General features: G+C 55.5%; 20 protein-coding genes. 6 read left to right on the top strand and 14 right to left on the bottom strand.

Going from position 1 to position 20648, the window contains the following annotated elements; genetic code table 11:
• Positions 1 to 41: 41 nt before the first annotated feature.
• The 3 genes from ACVWZ0_RS15455 to lrhA all read right to left on the bottom strand — a co-directional run bounded on the left by ACVWZ0_RS15455 (position 42) and on the right by lrhA (position 2756).
• Positions 42 to 716, bottom strand: coding sequence for a NuoB/complex I 20 kDa subunit family protein (locus ACVWZ0_RS15455; protein ID WP_125288254.1), 675 nt, complete (start codon positions 714 to 716; stop codon positions 42 to 44).
• 15 nt (positions 717 to 731) lie between these two features.
• Positions 732 to 1169: an NADH-quinone oxidoreductase subunit A gene (locus ACVWZ0_RS15460; protein WP_253459778.1), complete on the bottom strand. Its 438-nt coding sequence runs from the start codon at positions 1167 to 1169 to the stop codon at positions 732 to 734.
• 660 nt (positions 1170 to 1829) lie between these two features.
• Positions 1830 to 2756, bottom strand: coding sequence for a transcriptional regulator LrhA (gene lrhA, locus ACVWZ0_RS15465; RefSeq protein ID WP_125288256.1), 927 nt, complete (start codon positions 2754 to 2756; stop codon positions 1830 to 1832).
• 957 nt (positions 2757 to 3713) lie between these two features.
• Between lrhA and ACVWZ0_RS15470 the strand changes: the two genes are divergently transcribed.
• Positions 3714 to 4928 carry a pyridoxal phosphate-dependent aminotransferase gene (locus tag ACVWZ0_RS15470; RefSeq protein WP_253459776.1) on the top strand — a complete coding sequence of 405 codons (1215 nt, stop codon included), beginning with the start codon at positions 3714 to 3716 and terminating at the stop codon, positions 4926 to 4928.
• Positions 4929 to 5033: 105 nt separating this feature from the next.
• Positions 5034 to 5630 (top strand): 5'-deoxynucleotidase, encoded by a 597-nt coding sequence (gene yfbR / locus ACVWZ0_RS15475; RefSeq protein ID WP_253459774.1) that lies wholly within the window; start codon positions 5034 to 5036, stop codon positions 5628 to 5630.
• A 6-nt stretch (positions 5631 to 5636) separates the two neighbouring features.
• On the opposite strand, the gene ACVWZ0_RS15480 is transcribed toward yfbR, so the two are convergent.
• The 4 genes from ACVWZ0_RS15480 to yfbV form a co-directional block, all read right to left on the bottom strand.
• Positions 5637 to 7466, bottom strand: coding sequence for an SLC13 family permease (locus ACVWZ0_RS15480; protein ID WP_253459772.1), 1830 nt, complete (start codon positions 7464 to 7466; stop codon positions 5637 to 5639).
• A 78-nt stretch (positions 7467 to 7544) separates the two neighbouring features.
• Positions 7545 to 8204 (bottom strand): sugar phosphatase, encoded by a 660-nt coding sequence (locus ACVWZ0_RS15485; RefSeq protein ID WP_253459770.1) that lies wholly within the window; start codon positions 8202 to 8204, stop codon positions 7545 to 7547.
• Between the two features lie 13 nt (positions 8205 to 8217).
• Positions 8218 to 8712 (bottom strand): YfbU family protein, encoded by a 495-nt coding sequence (locus ACVWZ0_RS15490; protein ID WP_253459768.1) that lies wholly within the window; start codon positions 8710 to 8712, stop codon positions 8218 to 8220.
• Between the two features lie 140 nt (positions 8713 to 8852).
• Entirely contained in the window at positions 8853 to 9305 is a 453-nt protein-coding gene (gene yfbV / locus ACVWZ0_RS15495; protein WP_253459766.1) for a terminus macrodomain insulation protein YfbV, read from the bottom strand.
• 332 nt (positions 9306 to 9637) lie between these two features.
• Between yfbV and ackA the strand changes: the two genes are divergently transcribed.
• The 3 genes from ackA to ACVWZ0_RS15510 all read left to right on the top strand — a co-directional run bounded on the left by ackA (position 9638) and on the right by ACVWZ0_RS15510 (position 14396).
• Positions 9638 to 10840 (top strand): acetate kinase, encoded by a 1203-nt coding sequence (ackA, locus tag ACVWZ0_RS15500; protein ID WP_253459762.1) that lies wholly within the window; start codon positions 9638 to 9640, stop codon positions 10838 to 10840.
• 122 nt (positions 10841 to 10962) lie between these two features.
• Positions 10963 to 13107, top strand: coding sequence for a phosphate acetyltransferase (gene pta / locus ACVWZ0_RS15505; RefSeq protein ID WP_253459759.1), 2145 nt, complete (start codon positions 10963 to 10965; stop codon positions 13105 to 13107).
• Between the two features lie 290 nt (positions 13108 to 13397).
• Positions 13398 to 14396 (top strand): APC family permease, encoded by a 999-nt coding sequence (locus ACVWZ0_RS15510; protein ID WP_253459757.1) that lies wholly within the window; start codon positions 13398 to 13400, stop codon positions 14394 to 14396.
• Between the two features lie 39 nt (positions 14397 to 14435).
• On the opposite strand, the gene yfcD is transcribed toward ACVWZ0_RS15510, so the two are convergent.
• The gene (gene yfcD, locus ACVWZ0_RS15515) at positions 14436 to 14954 is read right to left on the bottom strand and encodes an NUDIX hydrolase YfcD (RefSeq protein WP_253459754.1); all 519 of its coding nucleotides are present in this window, start codon (positions 14952 to 14954) and stop codon (positions 14436 to 14438) included.
• Between the two features lie 92 nt (positions 14955 to 15046).
• Positions 15047 to 15694, bottom strand: a complete 648-nt coding sequence (yfcF, locus tag ACVWZ0_RS15520; RefSeq protein WP_253459752.1) for a glutathione transferase — start codon at positions 15692 to 15694, stop codon at positions 15047 to 15049.
• Between the two features lie 163 nt (positions 15695 to 15857).
• Here yfcF and ACVWZ0_RS15525 point away from each other — a divergent pair, with 163 nt between their 5' ends.
• Positions 15858 to 16751, top strand: a complete 894-nt coding sequence (locus ACVWZ0_RS15525) for a TIGR01777 family oxidoreductase (RefSeq protein WP_253459749.1) — start codon at positions 15858 to 15860, stop codon at positions 16749 to 16751.
• A gap of 5 nt (positions 16752 to 16756) precedes the next feature.
• Here the strand turns inward: ACVWZ0_RS15525 and hisP are convergent, their stop codons facing one another.
• The 5 genes from hisP to ACVWZ0_RS15550 all read right to left on the bottom strand — a co-directional run bounded on the left by hisP (position 16757) and on the right by ACVWZ0_RS15550 (position 20600).
• Complete coding sequence (gene hisP / locus ACVWZ0_RS15530) at positions 16757 to 17527, bottom strand: histidine ABC transporter ATP-binding protein HisP (RefSeq protein ID WP_253459747.1); 771 nt, start codon at positions 17525 to 17527, stop codon at positions 16757 to 16759.
• Between the two features lie 8 nt (positions 17528 to 17535).
• A complete protein-coding gene (locus ACVWZ0_RS15535; protein ID WP_253459744.1) occupies positions 17536 to 18252 on the bottom strand; it encodes an ABC transporter permease in 717 nt (238 codons plus the stop codon).
• Positions 18249 to 18935 (bottom strand): histidine ABC transporter permease HisQ, encoded by a 687-nt coding sequence (locus tag ACVWZ0_RS15540; RefSeq protein WP_253459741.1) that lies wholly within the window; start codon positions 18933 to 18935, stop codon positions 18249 to 18251. The genes ACVWZ0_RS15535 and ACVWZ0_RS15540 overlap by 4 nt, the downstream gene beginning before the upstream one ends.
• A gap of 86 nt (positions 18936 to 19021) precedes the next feature.
• Entirely contained in the window at positions 19022 to 19801 is a 780-nt protein-coding gene (gene argT, locus ACVWZ0_RS15545; RefSeq protein ID WP_253459738.1) for a lysine/arginine/ornithine ABC transporter substrate-binding protein ArgT, read from the bottom strand.
• Between the two features lie 229 nt (positions 19802 to 20030).
• The gene (locus ACVWZ0_RS15550) at positions 20031 to 20600 is read right to left on the bottom strand and encodes a UbiX family flavin prenyltransferase (protein ID WP_253459736.1); all 570 of its coding nucleotides are present in this window, start codon (positions 20598 to 20600) and stop codon (positions 20031 to 20033) included.
• Positions 20601 to 20648 lie beyond the last annotated feature (48 nt).

The following is a 20648-nucleotide window of genomic DNA, read 5'->3' on the forward strand; positions in this document are numbered from 1 at the left end:
TATTTTTTTCTGCGTGCTGTTTGGGCCTTGTTCATTAACTCTTAAATTTCGTCCGGGGTGCGCAAGTTGGTGACCGCAATGCGTTCGCCCTGCTTCCTTTCACGTTCGGACTGCATGTTGGCTCGATAAACGCCCTGATCGCCGACCACCCAGGAAAGCGGACGACGCTCTTTGCCGATCGATTCCTGGAGCAGCAGCAGAGCCTGCATATAGGCTTCGGGGCGCGGCGGACAGCCGGGAATATAAACGTCAACCGGCAGGAATTTATCCACGCCCTGCACCACGGAATAGATATCGTACATGCCGCCCGAGTTAGCGCAGGCACCCATCGAAATCACCCACTTGGGCTCCAGCATCTGGTCGTAAAGACGCTGAATAACCGGTGCCATTTTGGTGAAAGGCGTACCGGCTACTACCATGAAGTCGGCCTGACGAGGCGAGGCGCGGATAACTTCGGAACCAAATCGCGCCACGTCGTGCACGGAGGTAAAGGAAGTTGTCATCTCTACGTAACAACAGGAAAGGCCGAAGTTAAACGGCCACAGAGAGTTTTTACGTCCCCAGTTCACCATATCGTGCAGAGCATGTTCGAGCTTGCCCATATAAACGCTTTGATGAACGTGCTTTTCCAGCGGGTCGGTGACGATCTCCTGCTTCTGCAGCGGGTAGCGATCGTTATCGCCGTTCGGGTCTGCGCGGGTTAGCGTATAATCCATTGTTATGCCTCGCTTTTACTGCGTGTGACGATGGGAATGCGAAACGGTAGTGGTTTTGGCTACCACACGGCGAGGTGGGGGTGCCCAGTCCAGCGCGCGGATCCGCACCAGATAAACCAGTCCGGCAAGCAGTACCAAAATAAAGATGGTGGCTTCGATAAAGCCGATCCAGCCGCTTTCGCGGATGGCGGTCGACCATGCATACAGATAGAGCGCTTCCACGTCGAAAATGACGAAGAACATGGCGACCAGGTAGAACTTGGCGGACATGCGCATCTTGGCGGTGCCGACCGGCGCGGCGCCGGACTCAAAAGGGGTATTTGTGTATCTTCCGCGTGCTTTTCCGCCCAGAAACCACGCTCCGGCTAACATTGCACAGCACAGACCGATGGAGACGATCAGAAATACGGCAAACGCCCAATGATGAGCGACGACTTCAGTGGTTGTTGACATACACTCTGCTTAACTCAATAAAGGGCGTCAGGGGGCTGCTCTCATGCACGGCAGTTGGCTGAAGCCTCGATTCACGGGAAAAAATAAAAAACCAGATAAACTATGCTGTCTTTGTTGATTAAGCAGCAATTTTATGGGGTTTTTTACTCCTTTATATAACCTTCTGTCAACTTTCATAAAAGTATCCGTAGGTTATTTTACACAAGTAGCATTTATTTAACATTTGATGCGCAAAGATTGCGCTAAATCGTGTCAGTGACCGACCCTGCACTAAAGTGTAGCGGGTATTTCCCTGCACGGATCGCGGTTTTAACACAGGCTATTCTGGCAGGAATTGCCTGCATTTCCTTCCCCTTACAAGGGTTATTTTTTTGATCCAGCACACGGTTTTAGTCTTTATGAGAAAAAAATAGCCAGGCAGAAGTGAGCAAAATCAATTCAATTTGATTTTTAATTTTTTCACGATGCCGGATAAGGTCAACAAACGGCGTTGGCGCTTTTTAAAACACCAGCATAAAAAAGACCAGGAGAAAAACGCGGGAGAAAGGAAATTAAGGCATAAAAAAAGCCCTCCGAAACACTAACCGTTTCGAAAGGCTTTTTTAGACAGCTCTGCTAACTTTTGTGAATATTAATCAGGATGTTAGAGAAACCGCATTATCACTCGTCTTCATCTGCAAAAGCGGAGCGATCCTGACCCGTAGCGGTCAGATTGTAGGGATCGTTGCTTGACTCCATGGCGTTGAAAATAGCCAGCGCCAGTTCGTTGTCGCTTTCCGGATTGCGGCACAGCAGGTATTCCGTATCCGGCAGCATCGGCAACCCTTCGGCTGCACCCATCACGCGGAGTTCCGGGCTCATCATCTCTACCGGACGAGCGGTCACGCCCAGACCCGCTTTAACGGCGGCGCGGACGGCAGCCAGCGTAGAGGCCACATAAGAGATGCGCCACGGGATACCCGCTTCGTTAAGGTGATCAATAGCCATATCACGATAAGGGCTTGGCTCGTCCAGCAGCACCAGAGGAATTGCTTCTCCGCGCTGGAACACGTAATCGGCCGCACAGTACCAGAGCGTAGGCGAAGTACGCAGGACCTGCCAGGTAAAGTTCATCGGGCTGGAAGTGGTTACCACCAGGTCTACTTCTCCCTGGTTCAGCATTTCCATCATAAATGGATTACGCTTGACGCGAACATCGATAGCCAGCTTCGGATAAACCGAGGTCACGCGGTTGAGCAGGAAAGGCAGAATGGTGTCTGACGTATCGTCAGAAGCGCCGATAGTCAGCACGCCCTGGATATTGCTGTACATCAGCGAGGTGCAGGCTTCATCGTTAAAGCGCAGGATTTTTCTGGCGTAGCCCAGCAGCTGAATACCGTGCTCGGTCAGCAGCTTATTACGGCCATGCCGGGCGAACAGCTCTTTCCCTACCAGCTGCTCCAGACGCTGCATCTGCTGGCTGACAGCAGACTGCGTACGGCATACTGCCGCCGCGGCAGCGGCAAAAGTATTCAGATCGGCGACGGCCACAAACGTTCTGAGCAGATCGAGATCGAGATTAAGAATTGGACGATTTGCACTGGTCATGTTTTCTTCACTTTTATAAGATTTTTAAGATACTACTATCCTGGTGTTATTATCTGCTTTATCAATAAGATAGAGAGACAACCGTAGGCAATGCGACCCGTTGGCTCGTCATTGCCTTAATCACAAACGCGTTATCCCAGCGGCCCAATATGCCCGACTGATGCCGTTGCAAGGCCGCTGACAGATTTATACGTTTGGTACTTCAGCGTGCGTCAGGTTACCTGCCGCCATACCCTGTTACCGTCCAGCCGCCCGCTGGATTAGCCCGGCGCTGTTAGTGTAAGACAACCATAAAAAATCAAACAGCCAGAACACTGTAGTCACAGTGGAATAATAATAAACAAAGCTTAACATTATTGGCGATAAAACGCGCTAAATATTGTTCCGGAAACAGGCTCGTCATACGTCCTTTTTCCTGAAGGATATCCTGACATACTGTCGATTACTTTTTAAGCCCAAATCCGATTATTCTTATCAGTAAAATAATTTTTTATTGTGGATCGCACCTTCTGCTCGCTTTGCACCATAAAAATTTATCAATTAGTAACAATATATCAGCAACGACTGCTCTCCCGTTAAGGTTCTGTCGCTTTTTGCCACCGTCGCCTGTTGCTGCGGTGATGGGCAACCACTGACCAGCCAGTTAAGCAAAGCTGAATAGTTTCATGCGGTGTCAATGCATCTTATTTTACCTAATCGTTACAAAAATGGCCTTCTTGCTTGCAAAAAAACGGGCTTTTTTACACGCTCCTGCACCCAATGCAGGCGTAAGTTTTATTAAACCTTCTCCAGGAAAAAGCGTCGAACCTGAACGGGCTTTGCTGCTGTGCCGTTCAGACAACGCGCAGGCGCGCCGGGCAAACCCGCTATCGGGCTTCAAAAGCGCTGGCGAGAGGAGTACATTGTGCGGGTTTACTTTTCCACGGCAGGAATGCGGCTCAGCCAAAGGCGAATGAAATGACCCCAATTGATAAATCCAGCAAGCTCGATAACGTTTGTTATGACATCCGAGGCCCGGTATTAAAAGAAGCCAGACGCCTTGAAGAAGAAGGCAATAAAGTCCTCAAGCTCAATATTGGCAATCCTGCGCCTTTTGGTTTTGAAGCCCCTGACGAAATCCTGGTCGATGTTATTCGCAACCTGCCGAGCGCGCAGGGTTACTGCGACTCTAAAGGTCTCTATTCGGCGCGTAAAGCTATCGTGCAGCACTATCAGGCTCGCGGCCTGCGCGAAATCACCGTCGAGGACGTTTATATCGGCAACGGCGTTTCCGAACTGATCGTGCAATCGATGCAGGCATTGCTGAACAGCGGCGATGAGATGCTGGTGCCGGCGCCCGATTATCCGCTATGGACGGCCGCCGTTTCGCTTTCCAGCGGTAAAGCGGTGCACTACCTTTGTGACGAGTCGGCTGGCTGGTTCCCGGACCTGGACGACATTCGCAGTAAAATCACTCCGCGCACGCGCGGTATCGTGATTATTAACCCAAATAACCCAACCGGCGCAGTTTACAGCAAGGAGCTGCTGCTGGAAGTCGTGGAGCTGGCCAGACAGCATAATTTGATCATTTTCGCCGATGAAATCTACGACAAAATCCTTTATGACGCCGCTCAGCACCACTCTATCGCCGCGCTGGCGCCGGATCTGTTAACCATTACCTTTAACGGTCTGTCAAAAACCTACCGCGTGGCGGGGTTCCGCCAGGGCTGGATGGTGCTGAACGGGCCGAAAAAACATGCCAAAGGCTACATTGAAGGGCTGGAAATGCTGGCCTCAATGCGCCTGTGCGCTAACGTGCCTGCGCAGCACGCCATTCAGACCGCGCTGGGCGGCTACCAGAGCATCAGCGAGTTTATCGTGCCGGGCGGCAGGCTGTATGAACAGCGCCAGCGCGCCTGGGAACTGATCAACGATATTCCGGGCGTCAGCTGCGTCAAGCCGGACGGCGCGCTTTATATGTTCCCGAAAATCGATGCCAAAAAATTCAATCTCCATGACGATCAGAAAATGGTGCTGGATTTCCTGCTGCAGGAAAAAGTGCTGCTGGTGCAGGGCAGCGCCTTTAACTGGCCATGGCCGGATCATGTGCGCATCGTCACCCTTCCCCACGTAAACGATCTTGAAATGGCTATCAGCAAGTTCGGCCGTTTCCTGGAAGGCTATCGCCAGTAGTCTGATACCGAACCGGATCGGCCAATATCGCTGCATTCTGTAAACTACCGTGATGCCAGAGCGGAATACTTACCGCTCTGGTCTTCAGGCACAGGAAACCGTCCGATGAATCAAAGTCATTTTTTCGCCCATCTCTCCCGTCTTAAACTCATCAACCGCTGGCCGCTAATGCGCAACGTGCGCACGGAAAACGTTTCCGAACATAGCCTGCAGGTGGCGATGGTGGCCCATGCGCTGGCGGTGATTAAAAATAAAAAATTCAACGGCAACCTTAACGCGGAACGGATCGCGCTGATGGCGATGTACCACGACGCCAGCGAAGTCCTGACGGGCGATTTGCCAACGCCGGTAAAGTATTACAACGCGCAGATCGCCAACGAATATAAGAAGATTGAAAAGATAGCGCAGCAGAAGCTGGTCGAGATGCTGCCCGACGAGCTGCAGGATGCCTGGCGACCGCTGCTGGACGAGCAGCAGCGCAGCGAAGACGAGACGGCTATCGTCAAGCAGGCTGATGCGCTCTGCGCCTACCTGAAATGTCTGGAAGAGCTGGCCGCCGGTAACCATGAGTTTCAGCTGGCGAAAGCCCGGCTGGAAAAGACCCTGACTCAACGGCGCAGCCCGGAAATGGACTATTTTGTAGAGGTCTTCGTGCCGAGCTTCAGCCTGTCGCTGGATGAAATCAGCCAGCAATCGCTATAGCCGCGCTCAAAACGGGAAGAGCAGCGGCACCAGCAGCACGCTGACCACCATAATCAGCAGCGTAAAAGGCACGCCCGTTTTGACAAAATCGCTGAAGCGATAGCCGCCCGGCCCCAGCACCAGCGTGTTGACCGGACTGGAAACCGGCGTCATAAAGGCGCTGGAAGCCGCTACCGCGACAATCATGGCGAAAGGATAAGGCGAAACGCCCATTTGATGCGCTGCGGCGACGCCAACCGGCGCCATCAGCACCGCCGTGGCGGTATTAGAGATAAACAGACCGATAGTCGCGCACAGAACGAACAGGCAGGTCAGCATGACGTGCGGCGTATAGCCGCCGGCCAGATCCATCAATCCGTCGACAATCAGCGTTATTCCCCCGGTTTTTTGCAGCGCCAGCGCAAACGGCATCATGCCCACAATTAAAATAATGCTCGGCCAGTGGATCGCCCGGTAGGCGCTTTCCATATCGATGCAGCGAAATTTACCCATCAGCAAACAGGCAATGAGCGCCGCTATGGGATTGGGGATTTCATTGGTAAGCATCATGGCAACCATCAGCGCCAGGCAAAAAATGGCGTGCGGCGCCTGGCTGCTGGCGGGCGCGACGTCTTTAACCTCAGCAGGCAGGCTGAGCAGCAGCACGTCCCGCTTTTGTAGCTGCAGCTGAGTGATTTTTTTCCAGTCGCCGATCACCAGCAAACAGTCCCCCAGCTCCAGCGGCAGATCGCTCAGTAAGCCTTCCAGTACCTCGCCGCGACGGCGGATGCCGATCACGCTCACGCCGTAACGCGTACGGAACGAGCTTTCCCGCAGCGTTTTGCCCTGCAGTTCGGAATCGGGAAAAATCAGCACTTCCGCCATGCCGACATCCTGCGCCCGATCGGAAAAGTATTCGCCGCGCAGGATCATCGGTTCCAGCCGGTATTCGCTGCAAAATTCGCGGATATCGATATCGGCGGCGGACATATCGATCAGCAGCACGTCGCGGGCGCGAAACTGCGTCATGCCGGTCACCGGCACCATCACCCGCCGGAATTTGCGCCAGCGCTCCAGCCCAACCACGTTAATGCCGTAGCGCTCGCGCAACCGTAAATCGTCCAGCGGCTCGCCAATCAGCGGCGAACCGGGGTGCACGGCCAGGCGGCGCGCTCTGCCGCTCAGCCTGTAATCCCTGATCAGATCGCGGAAAGTGCGTTCCTGTCCTTTTCTGGCCTGTTTGTTTTCCGCCGCGCCCAGCCAGAAACGCGCGACAAGCATATAGCCGATACCCAGCAGCAGCGCGACCAGCCCGATCGGCGTGACGTCGAAGAAGCCGAAACCCGCCAGCCCTTCCCGCACCAGCTCGCTGTTGATCACCAGATTGGGCGCCGTCGCGACCAGCGTCAGCATGCCGCTGATCAGCCCCGCGAAGCTCAGTGGCATCATCAGCCTGCCCGGCGAACGGTTCATCTTCGCCGAGACGCTCATCACTACCGGGATAAAAATCGCCACCACGCCGGTAGAGCTCATAAACGCGCCCAGACCGGCTACGGTCAGCATCAGCAAAGCCAGCATTTTCGCTTCGCTGCTGCCCGCCATTTTCATCAGCCAGTCGCCCATTCTCAGCGCCACGCCGGTACGAACCAGCCCTTCACCGATCACAAACAGCGCCGCGATCAGCAGCACGTTAGCGTCGCTGAAGCCCATCGTGGCTTCCTGCAAGGTCAGCGTGCCGCTAAGCACAAAGGCGATAATCACCAGCAGCGCCACAACATCCATACGCACCTTGCCGCTGACAAACAGCGCGATCGCCATTGCCAGCAGGCTCAGCACCCAGATAAGCTCGTTATTCACATCCGCTTCCCGCTTATGAGCAAAACTGTCGGGAGGATGCCATAAAAAAGCCCCGCGGATGCGGGGCTAAATCATAAGTTAGTGCTTTCGATGCACGTCGATGGTGCCGTCACCGTTTTTATTGATGATCAGCTCCTCCAGCGAGCTGAGCTGCATGGCGACCTCTTCCAGACGAGGTGAACCGGCAGGGGCGTTGACGGCAATCACATGGCTGCCCGCCGCGAGGCCGGAAAGGATACCCGCAGCGGCGTCTTCCACCACCACGCACTCTTCCGGCTCCAGCTCCAGCAGCTGGGCGCCCAGTAAATAGGCATCCGGTGCCGGCTTACCGTTTTGCACGCGTTCAGCGGTGACGAATACCTCCGGTTCCGGCAGGCCAGCCGCCTTACGCCGGGCAGAAGCAACGGGAACGGAGCCGGACGTAACGATAGCCCACGGAATATGCAGCTCGTTAAGCGTGGCGAGCAGTTCCTGCGCGCCCGGTAAAGCTACGATGCCGTCGGTATCTTCCGCTTCGGTTTTTTCCAGCGCCAGAAACTCCTGCTGGATGGCCTCTTCAGACGCGCCGGCCATAAAATGACGCAGTGAGGTGATAGCCTGCTTGCCGTGGATAAAATTCAGCACCTCATCCGCTGCGATGTTGTGCCGCGAGGCCCAGTTTACCCAGGCGCGTTCGACTACCGGGAGAGAGTCCACCAGCGTGCCGTCCAAATCAAACAGAAAACCTTTACACTTCACTACATGTTCCTTCTCAGGCGTTGATGATTTGCGCGATCTCGTTCGCGCTCAGATGATACTGCCTTGGGCAAGTGTGCCATACGGCCAGCATCCGTTGATACTTTTCCCACATCGGCGTCTGGGCGTTAAAGCCGTGGCTGCCCGCATCAAACTGAGTATAGCGGCCTTCAATCTGTACCATAAACCGCACGTAGCCAAGGAATCGCGCCTCGGTAGCGGCGTCGAAGCCTAAAAACTGCAGGCGACGCGCTTCGATTTCGCTGGGATCTTTCAGATTTGTCCAGGACACATGCAGCGCGTGGTGCATCTCCATAATATCAATCAGCGTACGGCAGACGGATTCCGGCAGCTCGCCGAATTCGCGATCCAGCTCGCGCATTTGCAGGCCATAGCCGCGTTCGACGATCGTTTGCAGACGACGATAGCGCTCAAGATTATCGGGATCCAACAGGCTCATCAGCTTGTACTGGTTAGAAAGGATTAAACGCTGCGCATGGCTCATTTCCATCATCAACTCCTGGTGTCACGGTGGACAAAATGAAAGGATGGCGCAAGGATCGCATAACGCGCTGTGGCGAGGCACAGCAAACCGCTACTTCTTTGATGCAGGGCAGTTTTTCGCCGCCGCAGCGGCGAAAACCGTAGAACTCAGAGATCGTCGAGGAAAGTTTTGTCCAGCTGACCGAAAGCGCGCTTCAGCACGTCGGCGAGAGCCTGGTAAGTAGGTTTGCCTTCAACAGGCGCCAGCGCCTGGCCAGCGGCCTGAAGTTTTTCGCGCACTTCGTGAAACCAGCTAAGCAGCGTGGGCGGCAGCGGCGTGGCGGAACGTTTGCCCAGCCACCACAGGCCCTGCATCGGCAGGCTACAGGCGAACAGCGCGGTGGCGACGGCAGGTCCAAGCTGGCCCCCCAACGCGATCTGCCAGGTCATGGCGAAGACGGCCAGCGGCGGCATAAAACGGATGCCGAATCGCGTCGCCGTGGTAACTCTGTTTTCCGGAAACAGAGGCGCAAGACGCTTGTCGGCTGGCCACGTCTTCATATAATGCTGCCCGTTCTGAAACAGCTTGACCCAACCGACAGTGCCGGATTCATTTGCCATGGTTGACCTCAACTTCACGGATAAAAATTAAACAAAAAATACCACGTAACAACTTTACCTTACAGCCTTCAAAAAATTTTGTCTTTACAAGGCACTCTGGTTATCCTGTGCGCGATTGTTGAATGGCTGTTACATGCTTGCTGCGATTCTGCTGAGCTCACACGGGTCGGCCCGCACAAATTCAAAAAATCTTTGGGTTTTTATGAAATTTTTTTGCTTTCGGACAAATTATGCCGACAGCATGATGTTCATCATAATGTACCAGCTTTCATGCGCTACGCTGATAGTCTGATTGAGTTTTTTTTCGCCACCCTCAACCAATAGGACCTACCATGTCGAGTAAGTTAGTTCTGGTTTTGAACTGCGGTAGCTCTTCGTTAAAATTCGCCATTCTTGATCCCGCAAACGGCGACGAATATCTTTCCGGTTTAGCCGAATGTTTCCACCTGCCCGAAGCGCGCATCAAGTGGAAACTGGAAGGCGAAAAACAGGAAGCGGCCCTGGGCGCTGGCGCAGCTCACAGTGAAGCTCTTAACTTTATCGTTAAAACTATTCTGGCACAAAAACCAGCGCTGTCTGCACAAATTACTGCAATAGGTCACCGTATCGTGCACGGCGGCGAAAAGCTGACCCAGTCCGTGGTGATTGACCAGGACGTTGTTCAGGGTATTAAAGACGCCTCTTCTTTTGCGCCGTTGCATAATCCGGCGCACCTGATCGGTATCGATGAAGCGATGAAAAACTTTCCGCATCTTTCCGATAAAAACGTGGCGGTGTTCGATACCGCGTTTCATCAGAGCATGCCGGAAGAGTCTTACCTGTATGCCCTTCCTTATCATTTATATAAGGAACACGGCGTGCGCCGCTACGGCGCTCACGGTACCAGCCACTACTACGTCACGCACGAAGCGGCCAAAGCGCTTAACAAGCCGCTGCATGAACTGAACATCATTACCTGTCATCTGGGCAACGGCGGTTCCGTCAGCGCAATTCGTAACGGCGAGTGCGTGGACACCTCTATGGGCCTGACGCCGCTGGAAGGCCTGGTCATGGGCACCCGCTCCGGCGATATCGATCCGGCGATTGTGTTTTTCCTGCACGATACGCTGGGGATGAGCGTTGACGCCATCAACAAAATGCTGACCAAAGAGTCCGGGCTGCTTGGCCTGACCGGCGTGACCAGCGACTGCCGCTACGTGGAAGAGAACTACACCACCAAAGAAGATGCTAAGCGCGCGATGGACGTTTATTGCCATCGTCTTGCCAAATACATCGGTTCCTATACGGCGCTGATGGAAGGCCGGCTGGACGCGGTTATCTTTACCGGCGGCATTGGCGAAAACGCCGCAATGGTGCGCGAGCTGACGCTGAAGAAACTGGCGCTGCTCGGTTTTGAACCCGATCATGAGCGTAATCTGGCCGCTCGCTTCGGCAAAGCGGGTTTTATCAATAAAGAAGGCACCCGACCTGCTATTGTCATCCCGACTAACGAAGAGCTGGTGATTGCGCAGGACGCCAGCCGCTTAACCGCTTAAGTGCACACCGTCAGCTCAGGCTGACGGTGCTGTTTCAGACATCAGGAAACCCACCGCCGCTGTTTTTCCGGCAGTTATCGCTAAAGCATCGGCATAACGGGTCTAATTATGAGAGGTTTACCTTGTCTCGTACCATAATGCTCATCCCTACCGGCACCAGCGTCGGTCTTACCAGCGTCAGCCTTGGCGTTATCCGCGCGATGGAGCGTAAAGGCGTCCGTCTCAGCGTGTTTAAACCTATCGCCCAGCCGCGTACCGGCGGCGATTCGCTTGACCAGACCACGCTGATTATCCGTAAAAACTCCGCGATTCCGGCAGCCGAACCGCTGCAGATGAGCCGCGTGGAATCGCTGCTCGGCGCTAATCAGCAGGACGTGCTGATGGAAGAGATCATCGCGCGCTACCACGAGAACACCAAAGATGCAGAAGTGGTGCTGGTGGAAGGCCTGGTGCCGACGCGCAAGCATCAGTTCGCTACGGCGCTGAACTATGAGATCGCCAAAACGCTGAACGCGGAGATCGTTTTTGTGATGTCGCCCGGCAACGATTCGCCGGAAGCGCTACAGGAGCGTATCAAGCTGACGCGCAGCAGTTTCGGCGGCAGCAAAAATAAAAACATCACGGGCGTGATCGTTAATAAGCTGAACGCGCCTGTTGATGAACAGGGCCGTACCCGTCCCGACCTTTCCGAAATTTTTGATGACTCCACCAAGGCCAGCATTGCCAATATCGATCCGCAGCAGCTGGCCGTCAACAGTCCGCTGCCGGTGCTGGGCTGCGTGCCGTGGAGCTTCGATCTGATAGCTACCCGCGCTATCGATATGTGCCACCATCTTAATGCGCAGATTATTAACGAAGGCGATATTGCCACGCGCCGCGTGAAGTCGGTGACGTTCTGCGCCCGCAGCCTGCCGCATATGCTGGAGCATTTTCGTCCCGGCTCGCTGCTGGTGACCTCCGCCGACCGTCCTGACGTGCTGGTGGCTGCCTGCCTGGCGGCAATGAACGGCGTGGAGATCGGCGCTATCCTGCTGACCGGCGGCTATCAGATCGATGCGCCTATCCAGCGCCTGTGCGAACGCGCCTTCGCGACCGGCCTGCCGGTGTTTATGGTGAAAACCAATACCTGGCAGACCTCGCTGAGCCTGCAAAGCTTTAACCTGGAAGTGCCCAGCGACGATACCCAGCGCGTTGAGCGGGTGCAGGAATACGTGGCCAGCCATATCAGCGCCGACTGGATTGACTCGCTGACCGCCGCCTCCGAGCGCAGCCGCCGCCTGTCGCCGCCGGCCTTCCGCTATCAGCTGACCGAGCTGGCCCGCCATGCCCGCAAGCGCATCGTTCTGCCGGAAGGCGACGAGCCGCGTACCGTTAAAGCGGCCGCTATCTGTGCCGAACGCGGCATCGCTACCTGCGTGCTGCTGGGCAATCCGGATGAGATCCAGCGCGTAGCCGCCGCCCAGGGCGTCGAGCTGGGCAAAGGCATCGAAATCGTCGATCCACAGCAGGTGCGGGAAAACTATGTGCCTCGCCTGGTGGAGCTGCGTAAAAACAAAGGTATGACCGAGGTTGTGGCGCAGGAGCAGCTGGAAGACAACGTGATGCTGGGCACCATGATGCTGGAAAGCAGCGAAGTGGACGGTCTGGTTTCCGGCGCGGTGCACACCACGGCCAACACCATTCGTCCGCCGTTACAGCTGATTAAAACCGCGCCGGGCAGTTCGCTGGTCTCTTCGGTGTTCTTTATGCTGCTGCCGGAGCAGGTGCTGGTGTATGGCGACTGCGCCATCAATCCGGATCCGAATCCGGAGCAGCTGGCTGAAATCGCCATCCAGTCTGCCGATTCCGCTACCGCTTTCGGCATTGAGCCGCGCGTGGCGATGATCTCCTACTCGACCGGCAACTCCGGCGCGGGCAGCGACGTGGAAAAAGTGCGCGAGGCTACGCGCATCGCCAAAGAGAAACGCCCGGATCTGGTGATCGACGGCCCGTTGCAGTACGACGCTGCGATTATGGCCGACGTCGCCAAATCCAAAGCGCCGGATTCACCGGTCGCCGGTCGCGCCACCGTGTTTATCTTCCCGGATCTGAATACCGGTAACACCACCTATAAAGCCGTACAGCGCTCTGCCGATCTTATTTCCATCGGGCCGATGCTGCAGGGTATGCGCAAGCCGGTTAACGATCTGTCGCGCGGCGCGTTAGTAGACGATATTGTTTATACTATCGCCCTGACCGCCATTCAGGCGAAACAGGCCGAAGGTTAATACGCACTTTAAATTGAAGCGGATCGAAAGGTCCGCTTTTTTTTTGCGGAAATAAAAAAGTCATCCTGGCGGAATAACATTACCCCCGGTATTTGCGCCCGTCCTGGAACATTCATTTTTACGCAAAGAAAAAACACACAACTCTCTGATATAAAAAATAAAAATTCTGAATAAAATTATTCCTGGTAGAATCCAGGTTCCGGTGCCAGGCTTATCATGGCAAGAGACAGAGTCTTTTTGATAATAATGTCTTCAGGAACAACACCTATATCAGGCAAGGGAGTTCTCTCATGAGCGATCACCAAGTTCATCCGGTTTACAATGAAGTAAATAGCGGCATTCCGCTAAAGCGTATTTCATGGAGCGCTATTTTCGCAGGCGTGATCCTTTCCGTGGTTATTTATTTGCTGCTAACCATTCTGGGTACGGCAATTGGCGCGACCACGATCGATCCGTTAAAAGAACAAAATCCGCTTGAAGGCCTGGGCACGGGCGCCACTATCTGGACAGGGCTGAGCATGCTGATCTCTGTCGGTGCGGGCGCCTATATCACCGGCCGCCTGGCACAGCGTGAAGGCGCGCTGCACGGATTACTGATGTGGGCCGTGAACACGCTGGTTTGCGTGTGGCTGTTCGCTATTGTGCTTAGCAGCGCCGTTAGCGGTACTGCCAGCGTGATCGGCTCCGGCTTCAACATGCTGGGCAACGGTATTTCCAGCGTAGCGCCTTCTGTAGGCCAGAACATTAAGCAGAAACTGCAGGAAAACAATATTGACCTGAACAATCTGCAAAACGAGCTGGAAACCACGCTGCGTCAGACCGGCAAGCCAGAATTGCAGCCGGAAAAACTGCAGCAGGACGCTAATAAAGAAGCCGATACCGCGCAAAATCAGGCTGAGGACACTGCCAAAGATCAGCAGAATGCCGATACCGATTTAGCCAGCTGGTTCTCAGGCGTCGTGCAGCGTAACCAGGCTACCCTTCAGGCTGCCGACGTTGACGCGCTGAAAAACATCGTTAAAGCCCGTACTGGTAAGAGCGATCAGGAAGTCGATCAGATCGTTGCTCAGACGCAACAGAGCTACGAGCAGGCTTACCAGAAATATCAGGAACTGAAAAAACAAGCGGAGCAGAAAGCCCGTGAAGCCGGTGAGCAAGCCGCCGCCGCTACGGCAAAAGCCAGCTGGATCGCCCTGATCACGCTGCTGGTGGAAGCCGCGATCGCAGGTTGGATGGGTATGCTGGGTCGTAAAACACAGCCCCGCCTGGCCGTACGCGAAACTCGCTAATCACCAGTGCTAAAAAGGCCGCTTATGCGGCCTTTTTTTTTAGCGATTCTGCTCGCCGTTGCGGCTCAGCCACAGCGACAGCGCTTTCAGCGAATCATCCGTAAACTCGTCGCAGCGGCCAGTGATCTCTTCCGGCGTCATCCAGAATATCTCTTCGACCTCTTCTTCCTGCATCGCGAACGGGCCGTGAGACACGCAGCTAAACAGGCCTCCCCACACGCGACAGTGCTGGTCTTCATAATAGAACAGACCATGCTCCGCAAAAGGCACAGCGGCAATGCCCAGCTCTTCTTCTGCTTCCCGACGCGCCGACTCCAGCATATCTTCGCCGCTTTGCACTACGCCGCCAGCGGTTGCATCCAGCATTCCCGGCATAAAGTCTTTGTTCTGCGTCCGGCGCTGCACCAGGATCTTGCCTGCGCCGTTATGCACCACGATATAGGTGGCGCGATGACGTAAACATTGCGCCCGCATCTGCGCCCGGCTGGACTTCGCGATTACCTCGTTATCTTCGTTAACGATATCCACCCACTCCGTGCCGCTGTCTTGCTCCACCATCCCCAACCCTTACTTTTCTGGCGCCTTCGCGCTCGTTGATGCCTGCCCGCGCAGTCTGCCACGGGTCGCCTTAAGATACTGATCCCGCTGTGTCATTCTGCGGTATCTTTAGAAGATTCAGACAGCCAAAGCTGCACCGACGCCCGCTGCCACTGAAAATGAGCGTAATCCGCCACGCGCGCCGGTACGCTGTCGCCATGCAGCGCCAGCCTGTTAATCATTATCGCTAAATCCGTATCCGCTATCGACCACTCGCCAAAAAGATTCTGCTGGCCCGACGGCAGCAGCTTTTCAACGGCGCTTATCAGTTTATTAGCGGAGCGCTGCGCCGCCGTCGACAGCGGCGCAAAGGTTTCGCCAGCAAACAGAACTTCCGTGGGGCGCTCCTGGCGAAGCGGCAGAAAATCACTGCGCAACCAGGCCTGGATCTCTCTGGCCCTGGCGCGCTTTTCCCGGCCCTGCGGATAAAGCCGTTCAAACTCCGGCGCAGGAAAGCGCTCCTCCAGATATTCGGCGATGGCGGAGGATTCAGAAAGCATAAAATCATCAAGCTGCAAAGTGGGCACGCGGCGCGTCAGCGACAGCGCGCCATAGCCCGCCTCAAGGTGCTGGTCGCTGGCCAAATCGACACGCTTTACTGAAAAAGGCACTCCCTTTTCGCTGAGCGCCACAAAAACAGACATCACATAGGGACTAAAAAAACAGGCATCTGACCACAAAACAACGTTGGGATAATTCATCCTCGGTTCCTTATCAGGCGGCGTCTGCAACCTGTTTACCCATTTTTTTAACAGAAGGCAATCTCTCCTGACCGGCGTCGGTTACTTTGCCGACGCGCGTCGCGCTTTCCCGTCAACTTCGCCTAAGCTTATGGCATTGACGACACCCTTTGAGGAGAAAAAAATGCACATTTTACTCACGGGCGGCACCGGTCTGATCGGCAGCCATCTGATCCCTCGTCTTCTATCCCGGGGCGACAGCGTGAGCGTGGTCACGCGCGACGTCGTCAGCGCACGGCAGAAACTGGGGGAAAAGGTTAGCCTGTGGTCCGGGCTGGATCAGCAGCGTAACCTTGACGGCGTGGATGCCGTTATCAACCTGGCCGGCGAGCCTATCGCCGACAAGCGCTGGACCGAACAGCAAAAGCAGCATCTTTGTGAAAGCCGCTGGCAGATGACCGAAAAGCTGGCCACGCTGATCAATGCCAGTACGACCCCGCCGAAAGTTTTTATCTCCGGTTCGGCAACGGGGTTTTACGGCGATACCGGCGATGTGGTGATCACTGAAGACGATCCCGGCCATGCGGAATTTACCCATAAGCTGTGCGCGCACTGGGAAGCGCTGGCGATGGCGGCCGACAGCGACAGAACACGGGTTTGCCTGCTGCGTACCGGCGTCGTGCTGGCTAAAACCGGCGGCGCGCTGAGCAAAATGAAGCTGCCCTTCAAACTGGGCATCGGCGGCCCCCTTGGCAGCGGACAGCAATATATGCCGTGGATCCACCTGGACGATATGCTGAACGCGATCCTGTGGCTGCTGGATAACCCGGATCTGCGCGGGCCGTTCAATATGGTTTCGCCCTACGCGGTACGCAACGAGCAGTTCGCCGCCATGCTGGGTCACGCGCTGCACCGACCAGCCTTTATGCGCACGCCCGCCAGCGCGATTAAGCTGATGATGGGCGAATCTGCGGTACTGGTGCTGGGCGGTCAGCACGTGTTGCCGAAGCGGCTGGAAGCGTCAGGCTTCAGCTTTCGCTGGTATCAGCTGGACGAAGCGCTGGCGGACGTGGTGTAACGGCCCTATTTCAATGCGCCCGCTAAAAACTGCTGCAGCCGCGGACTTTGCGGATGGTTAAACAGCACCTCCGGCGGCCCCTGCTCTTCTATCCGGCCCTGATGTAAAAAAATCACGTGGCTGGAGACGTGGCGGGCAAATTCCATTTCGTGCGTCACTACCACCATGGTTTTGCCCTCTTCCGCCAGCTTTTGCATAATCCGCAAAACTTCGCCCACCAGCTCCGGATCTAGCGCCGAGGTTGGTTCATCAAACAGCAGCACTTCCGGCTCCATTGCCAGCGCGCGGGCAATGGAAACGCGCTGCTGCTGGCCGCCGGAGAGATGCACCGGATATTTTGCCCGCGCGCGCTCGTCGATGCCGACCTTATCCAGATAGCGAATGGCCCGCGACTGCGCCTCGGCCTTGCTCAGGCCCAGCACCTGGATGGGCGCCTCCATCACGTTTTGCAGCACCGTCAGATGGCTCCACAGGTTAAAGTGCTGGAACACCATCGTCAGGCTGGTGCGCAGCGCCCGCAGCTGCTCTTTATTGGCGACTTTTAGCTGGCCGTCGGTGTCGCGCACCAGATTAATCAGCTGATTATTAACGGCAATAGAGCCTTCGCTCGGCTTCTCCAGAAAGTTAATGCAGCGCAGAAAGGTACTTTTCCCCGAGCCGGAAGAGCCAATAATGGTGATAACATCGCCCGCCTTCGCCTGGAGCGAGACGCCCTTCAGCACTTCATGATCGCCATAGCGTTTATGCAGCTCGGTGACGTTTAGTTTATTGGACATAGGTCTACTCAATGGGTCGATGAAGGTTTCATATGCGCCAGCCAGCGTTTTTCCGCCCTGCGGAACAGGCTAATCAATACATAAGAGATAATCAGATACAGCGCCGCCGCGATGCCGAAAGCAACGAAAGGCCGATAGGTGGCGGAGTTGATATCGCGCGCGACTTTCAGCAAATCGGGCACGGTCGCGGTAAAGGCCAGCGCCGTAGAGTGCAGCATCAAAATTACCTCATTGCTGTAGGCGGGCAGCGCGATGCGCAGCGCCGAAGGCAGCATAATGCAGCGATAGAGCTTAAAGGTAGAGAAGCCATAGGCGCGCGCCGCCTCGATTTCACCATGCGGCACGGCGCGGATGGCGCCAGCGAAAATTTCCGTGGTGTAGGCGCAGGTATTCAGCGTCAGCGCCAGCAGCGTACAGTTCAGGCCGCTGCGGAAAAAGGTATTCAGCAGATCGTTGCCTTTAACCACGTCCAGCGTATACATGCCTGAGTAGAACACCAGCAGCTGGACATACAGCGGCGTGCCGCGAAACAGATAGGTAAACAGCCAGACCGGAAAGCGTACGGCTTTAATGGACGACACGCGGGCGATCGCCAGCAGTATCGCCAGACAGCCGCCCAGCGCCACGGAGATAATCAGCAGCCAGAGCGTAATCGCCACGCCGGAAAAGCGGTAGCCGTCCGTCCACAGCAGGGCCTTCCAGTATTCCTGCAAAATGTCGATCATAAGTCCGCCCTTTTCACGCCCACGGAGTAGCGACGCGTAAGCCACCACAGCACGCCGTTAGAAAGCGTGGTGAAAATCAGGTAAACCACACCGGCGACGATGGCGAAATAAAACGGCTGCCAGGTGCTTTTGCCCGCCAGCTGCGTGGCTTTTACCACATCCTCCAACCCCAGCAGCGACACCAGCGCGGTCGCCTTGAGGATCACCTGCCAGTTGTTGCCGATGCCGGGCAGCGCATAGCGCATCATCGCCGGGAACAGGATGCGGCGGAACGTTTGCGACGCGGTAAAGCCGAACGCGGTGGCCGCTTCGATTTGCCCTTTCGATACCGCCATAAAGGCGCCGCGAAACGTTTCCGTGAAATAGGCGCCGTAGATAAAACCCAGCGTAATAATGCCCGCCGTCATCGGATCGATATCAAACTGGCTGAGGCCCATCAGCTCGGTAACCTGGTTAAGCGCGATTTGCAGCCCATAGAAGATCAGCAGCATCAGCACCAGATCGGGCACGCCGCGGATCAGCGTGGTGTAGCTTTCAAACAGCATTGCCAGCGGACGACGGCCGGAAAGCTTTGCGCCCGCGCCAATAAGGCCCAGCACCACCGAAAGCAGCACCGAACATAGCGCCAGCTCCAGCGTCACCATCGCGCCTTTGAAAATGATTGCAGAGTAGCCATACAGCATAAGGAGTTTCCTGTCTGATTTAAGGCGTTTGCCCCAACGCCGGGGGCAAATCGGGGGCCGCCAGCGCCGCCCCCTGACAGGTTTTCTTAGCCGCCGTAGACGTCAAAGTTAAAATATTTTTTCGCCAGCTTGTCATAGGTGCCGTCCTGGCGCATCGCCGCCACGGCTTTATCGATAGCGGCTTTCAGCTCGGTGCTTTCTTTCGGCAGCCCCATACCTGTGCCAACGCCAAAGATTTTTTCGTCCTTCACTGCCGGGCCGGCAAAAGCGTAGTCTTTACCGACAGGCTGCTTGAGGAAGCCTTCGCTGGCGGCCACTTCATCCTGAAACGCGGCGTCGATACGTCCCGCCGTCAGATCCTGATAAACCAAATCCTGATTGGCATAAGGCGTTACGGTTACGCCCTGCGTGCGCCAGTACTGGTTGGCATAGGTTTCCTGCGTTGTGCCCTGCAGCAAACCAATAGTTTTGCCCTTCAGCGACGCCACGGTCGGTTCGATTTTGGCACCTTTAGGGGCGATCAGGCGGGCGTTGGCGGCATAAAGTTTTTCAGAGAAGGCGATCTCCTGCTGACGCTTTTCGGTAATAGAAAGCGAAGAGATAATCGCATCGATTTTTTTCGCCTTCAGCGACGGGATCAGCGCGTCGAAATCGCTTTCGACGAAGGTACATTTCGTTGCCATACGCTTACAGATCTCGTTGGCAAGGTCGATATCAAAGCCCACCAGTTCGCCCTGCGCGTTTTTGGATTCAAACGGCGCATAGGTTGGGTCGGTGCCGATACGCAGCGTTTTGGGCACGGCGGCCAGCGCGCTACCGGCAGAGAACGCCAGCAGCAGAGAAAGAGCCATCACCTGCTTCTTCATAGATTATCCTCAGAGTCACTTTTATTATGGAGGGGCCAGCGTAAAGACGTGCAGCTTTCATGCCACCTTTACCAGAGGGTCACGAAAGCGCACCGGCGCATAAAGAAGTTAAAAAAACGCGACCCGACAGCAGGATTATGGAAGAAGAATGCCTCGCTTTGGTGCATTTTCTGCACGCAAAGCGTGTTTATGGGAGCGGGCGCACCAAAAAAGCGCAGGAGACAGGCTTCTATGCACCCTGCCAGCGCGTGAAAAGATCGTTATCCAGCTCGATATCAAACTGATCCAGCACGCGGTTGACCGTCTGGTCAACGATGTCCATGACGTTCTCAGGACGATGATAGAAGGCCGGTACGGGCGGCATGATAATCGCGCCCAGCTCCGCCGCCGTGGTCATCATCCGCAGATGCCCAAGATGCAGCGGCGTTTCCCGCACGCAGAGCACCAGCCGACGACGCTCTTTCAGGATCACGTCCGCCGCACGCGTCAGCAGACCGTCGCTGTAGCTGTGGACGATGCCGGACAGCGTTTTCATTGAACAGGGCAGGATAGCCATTCCGTCGGTTTTGAACGAGCCGGAAGAGATGCTGGCGGCGATATCCCGCGCGTCATGCACCACATCCGCCATCGCCTGCACGTCGCGCACGGAATAGTCGCTTTCCAGCGCCAGCGTCTGCCGCGCGGCCTGGCTCATCACCAGATGCGTTTCCACTCCATCGACCTGTTGCAGTATCTGGAGCGTGCGAATGCCGTAAATTACGCCGCTGGCGCCCGAAATGCCGATGATAAGTCGTTTCATAATAATCCTTAACCTTCCTGGGGCCGGCCCAAAAAAAATGGGCCGGAA

The sequence above is a fragment of the Erwinia sp. TECH1 genome (assembly GCF_054057575.1).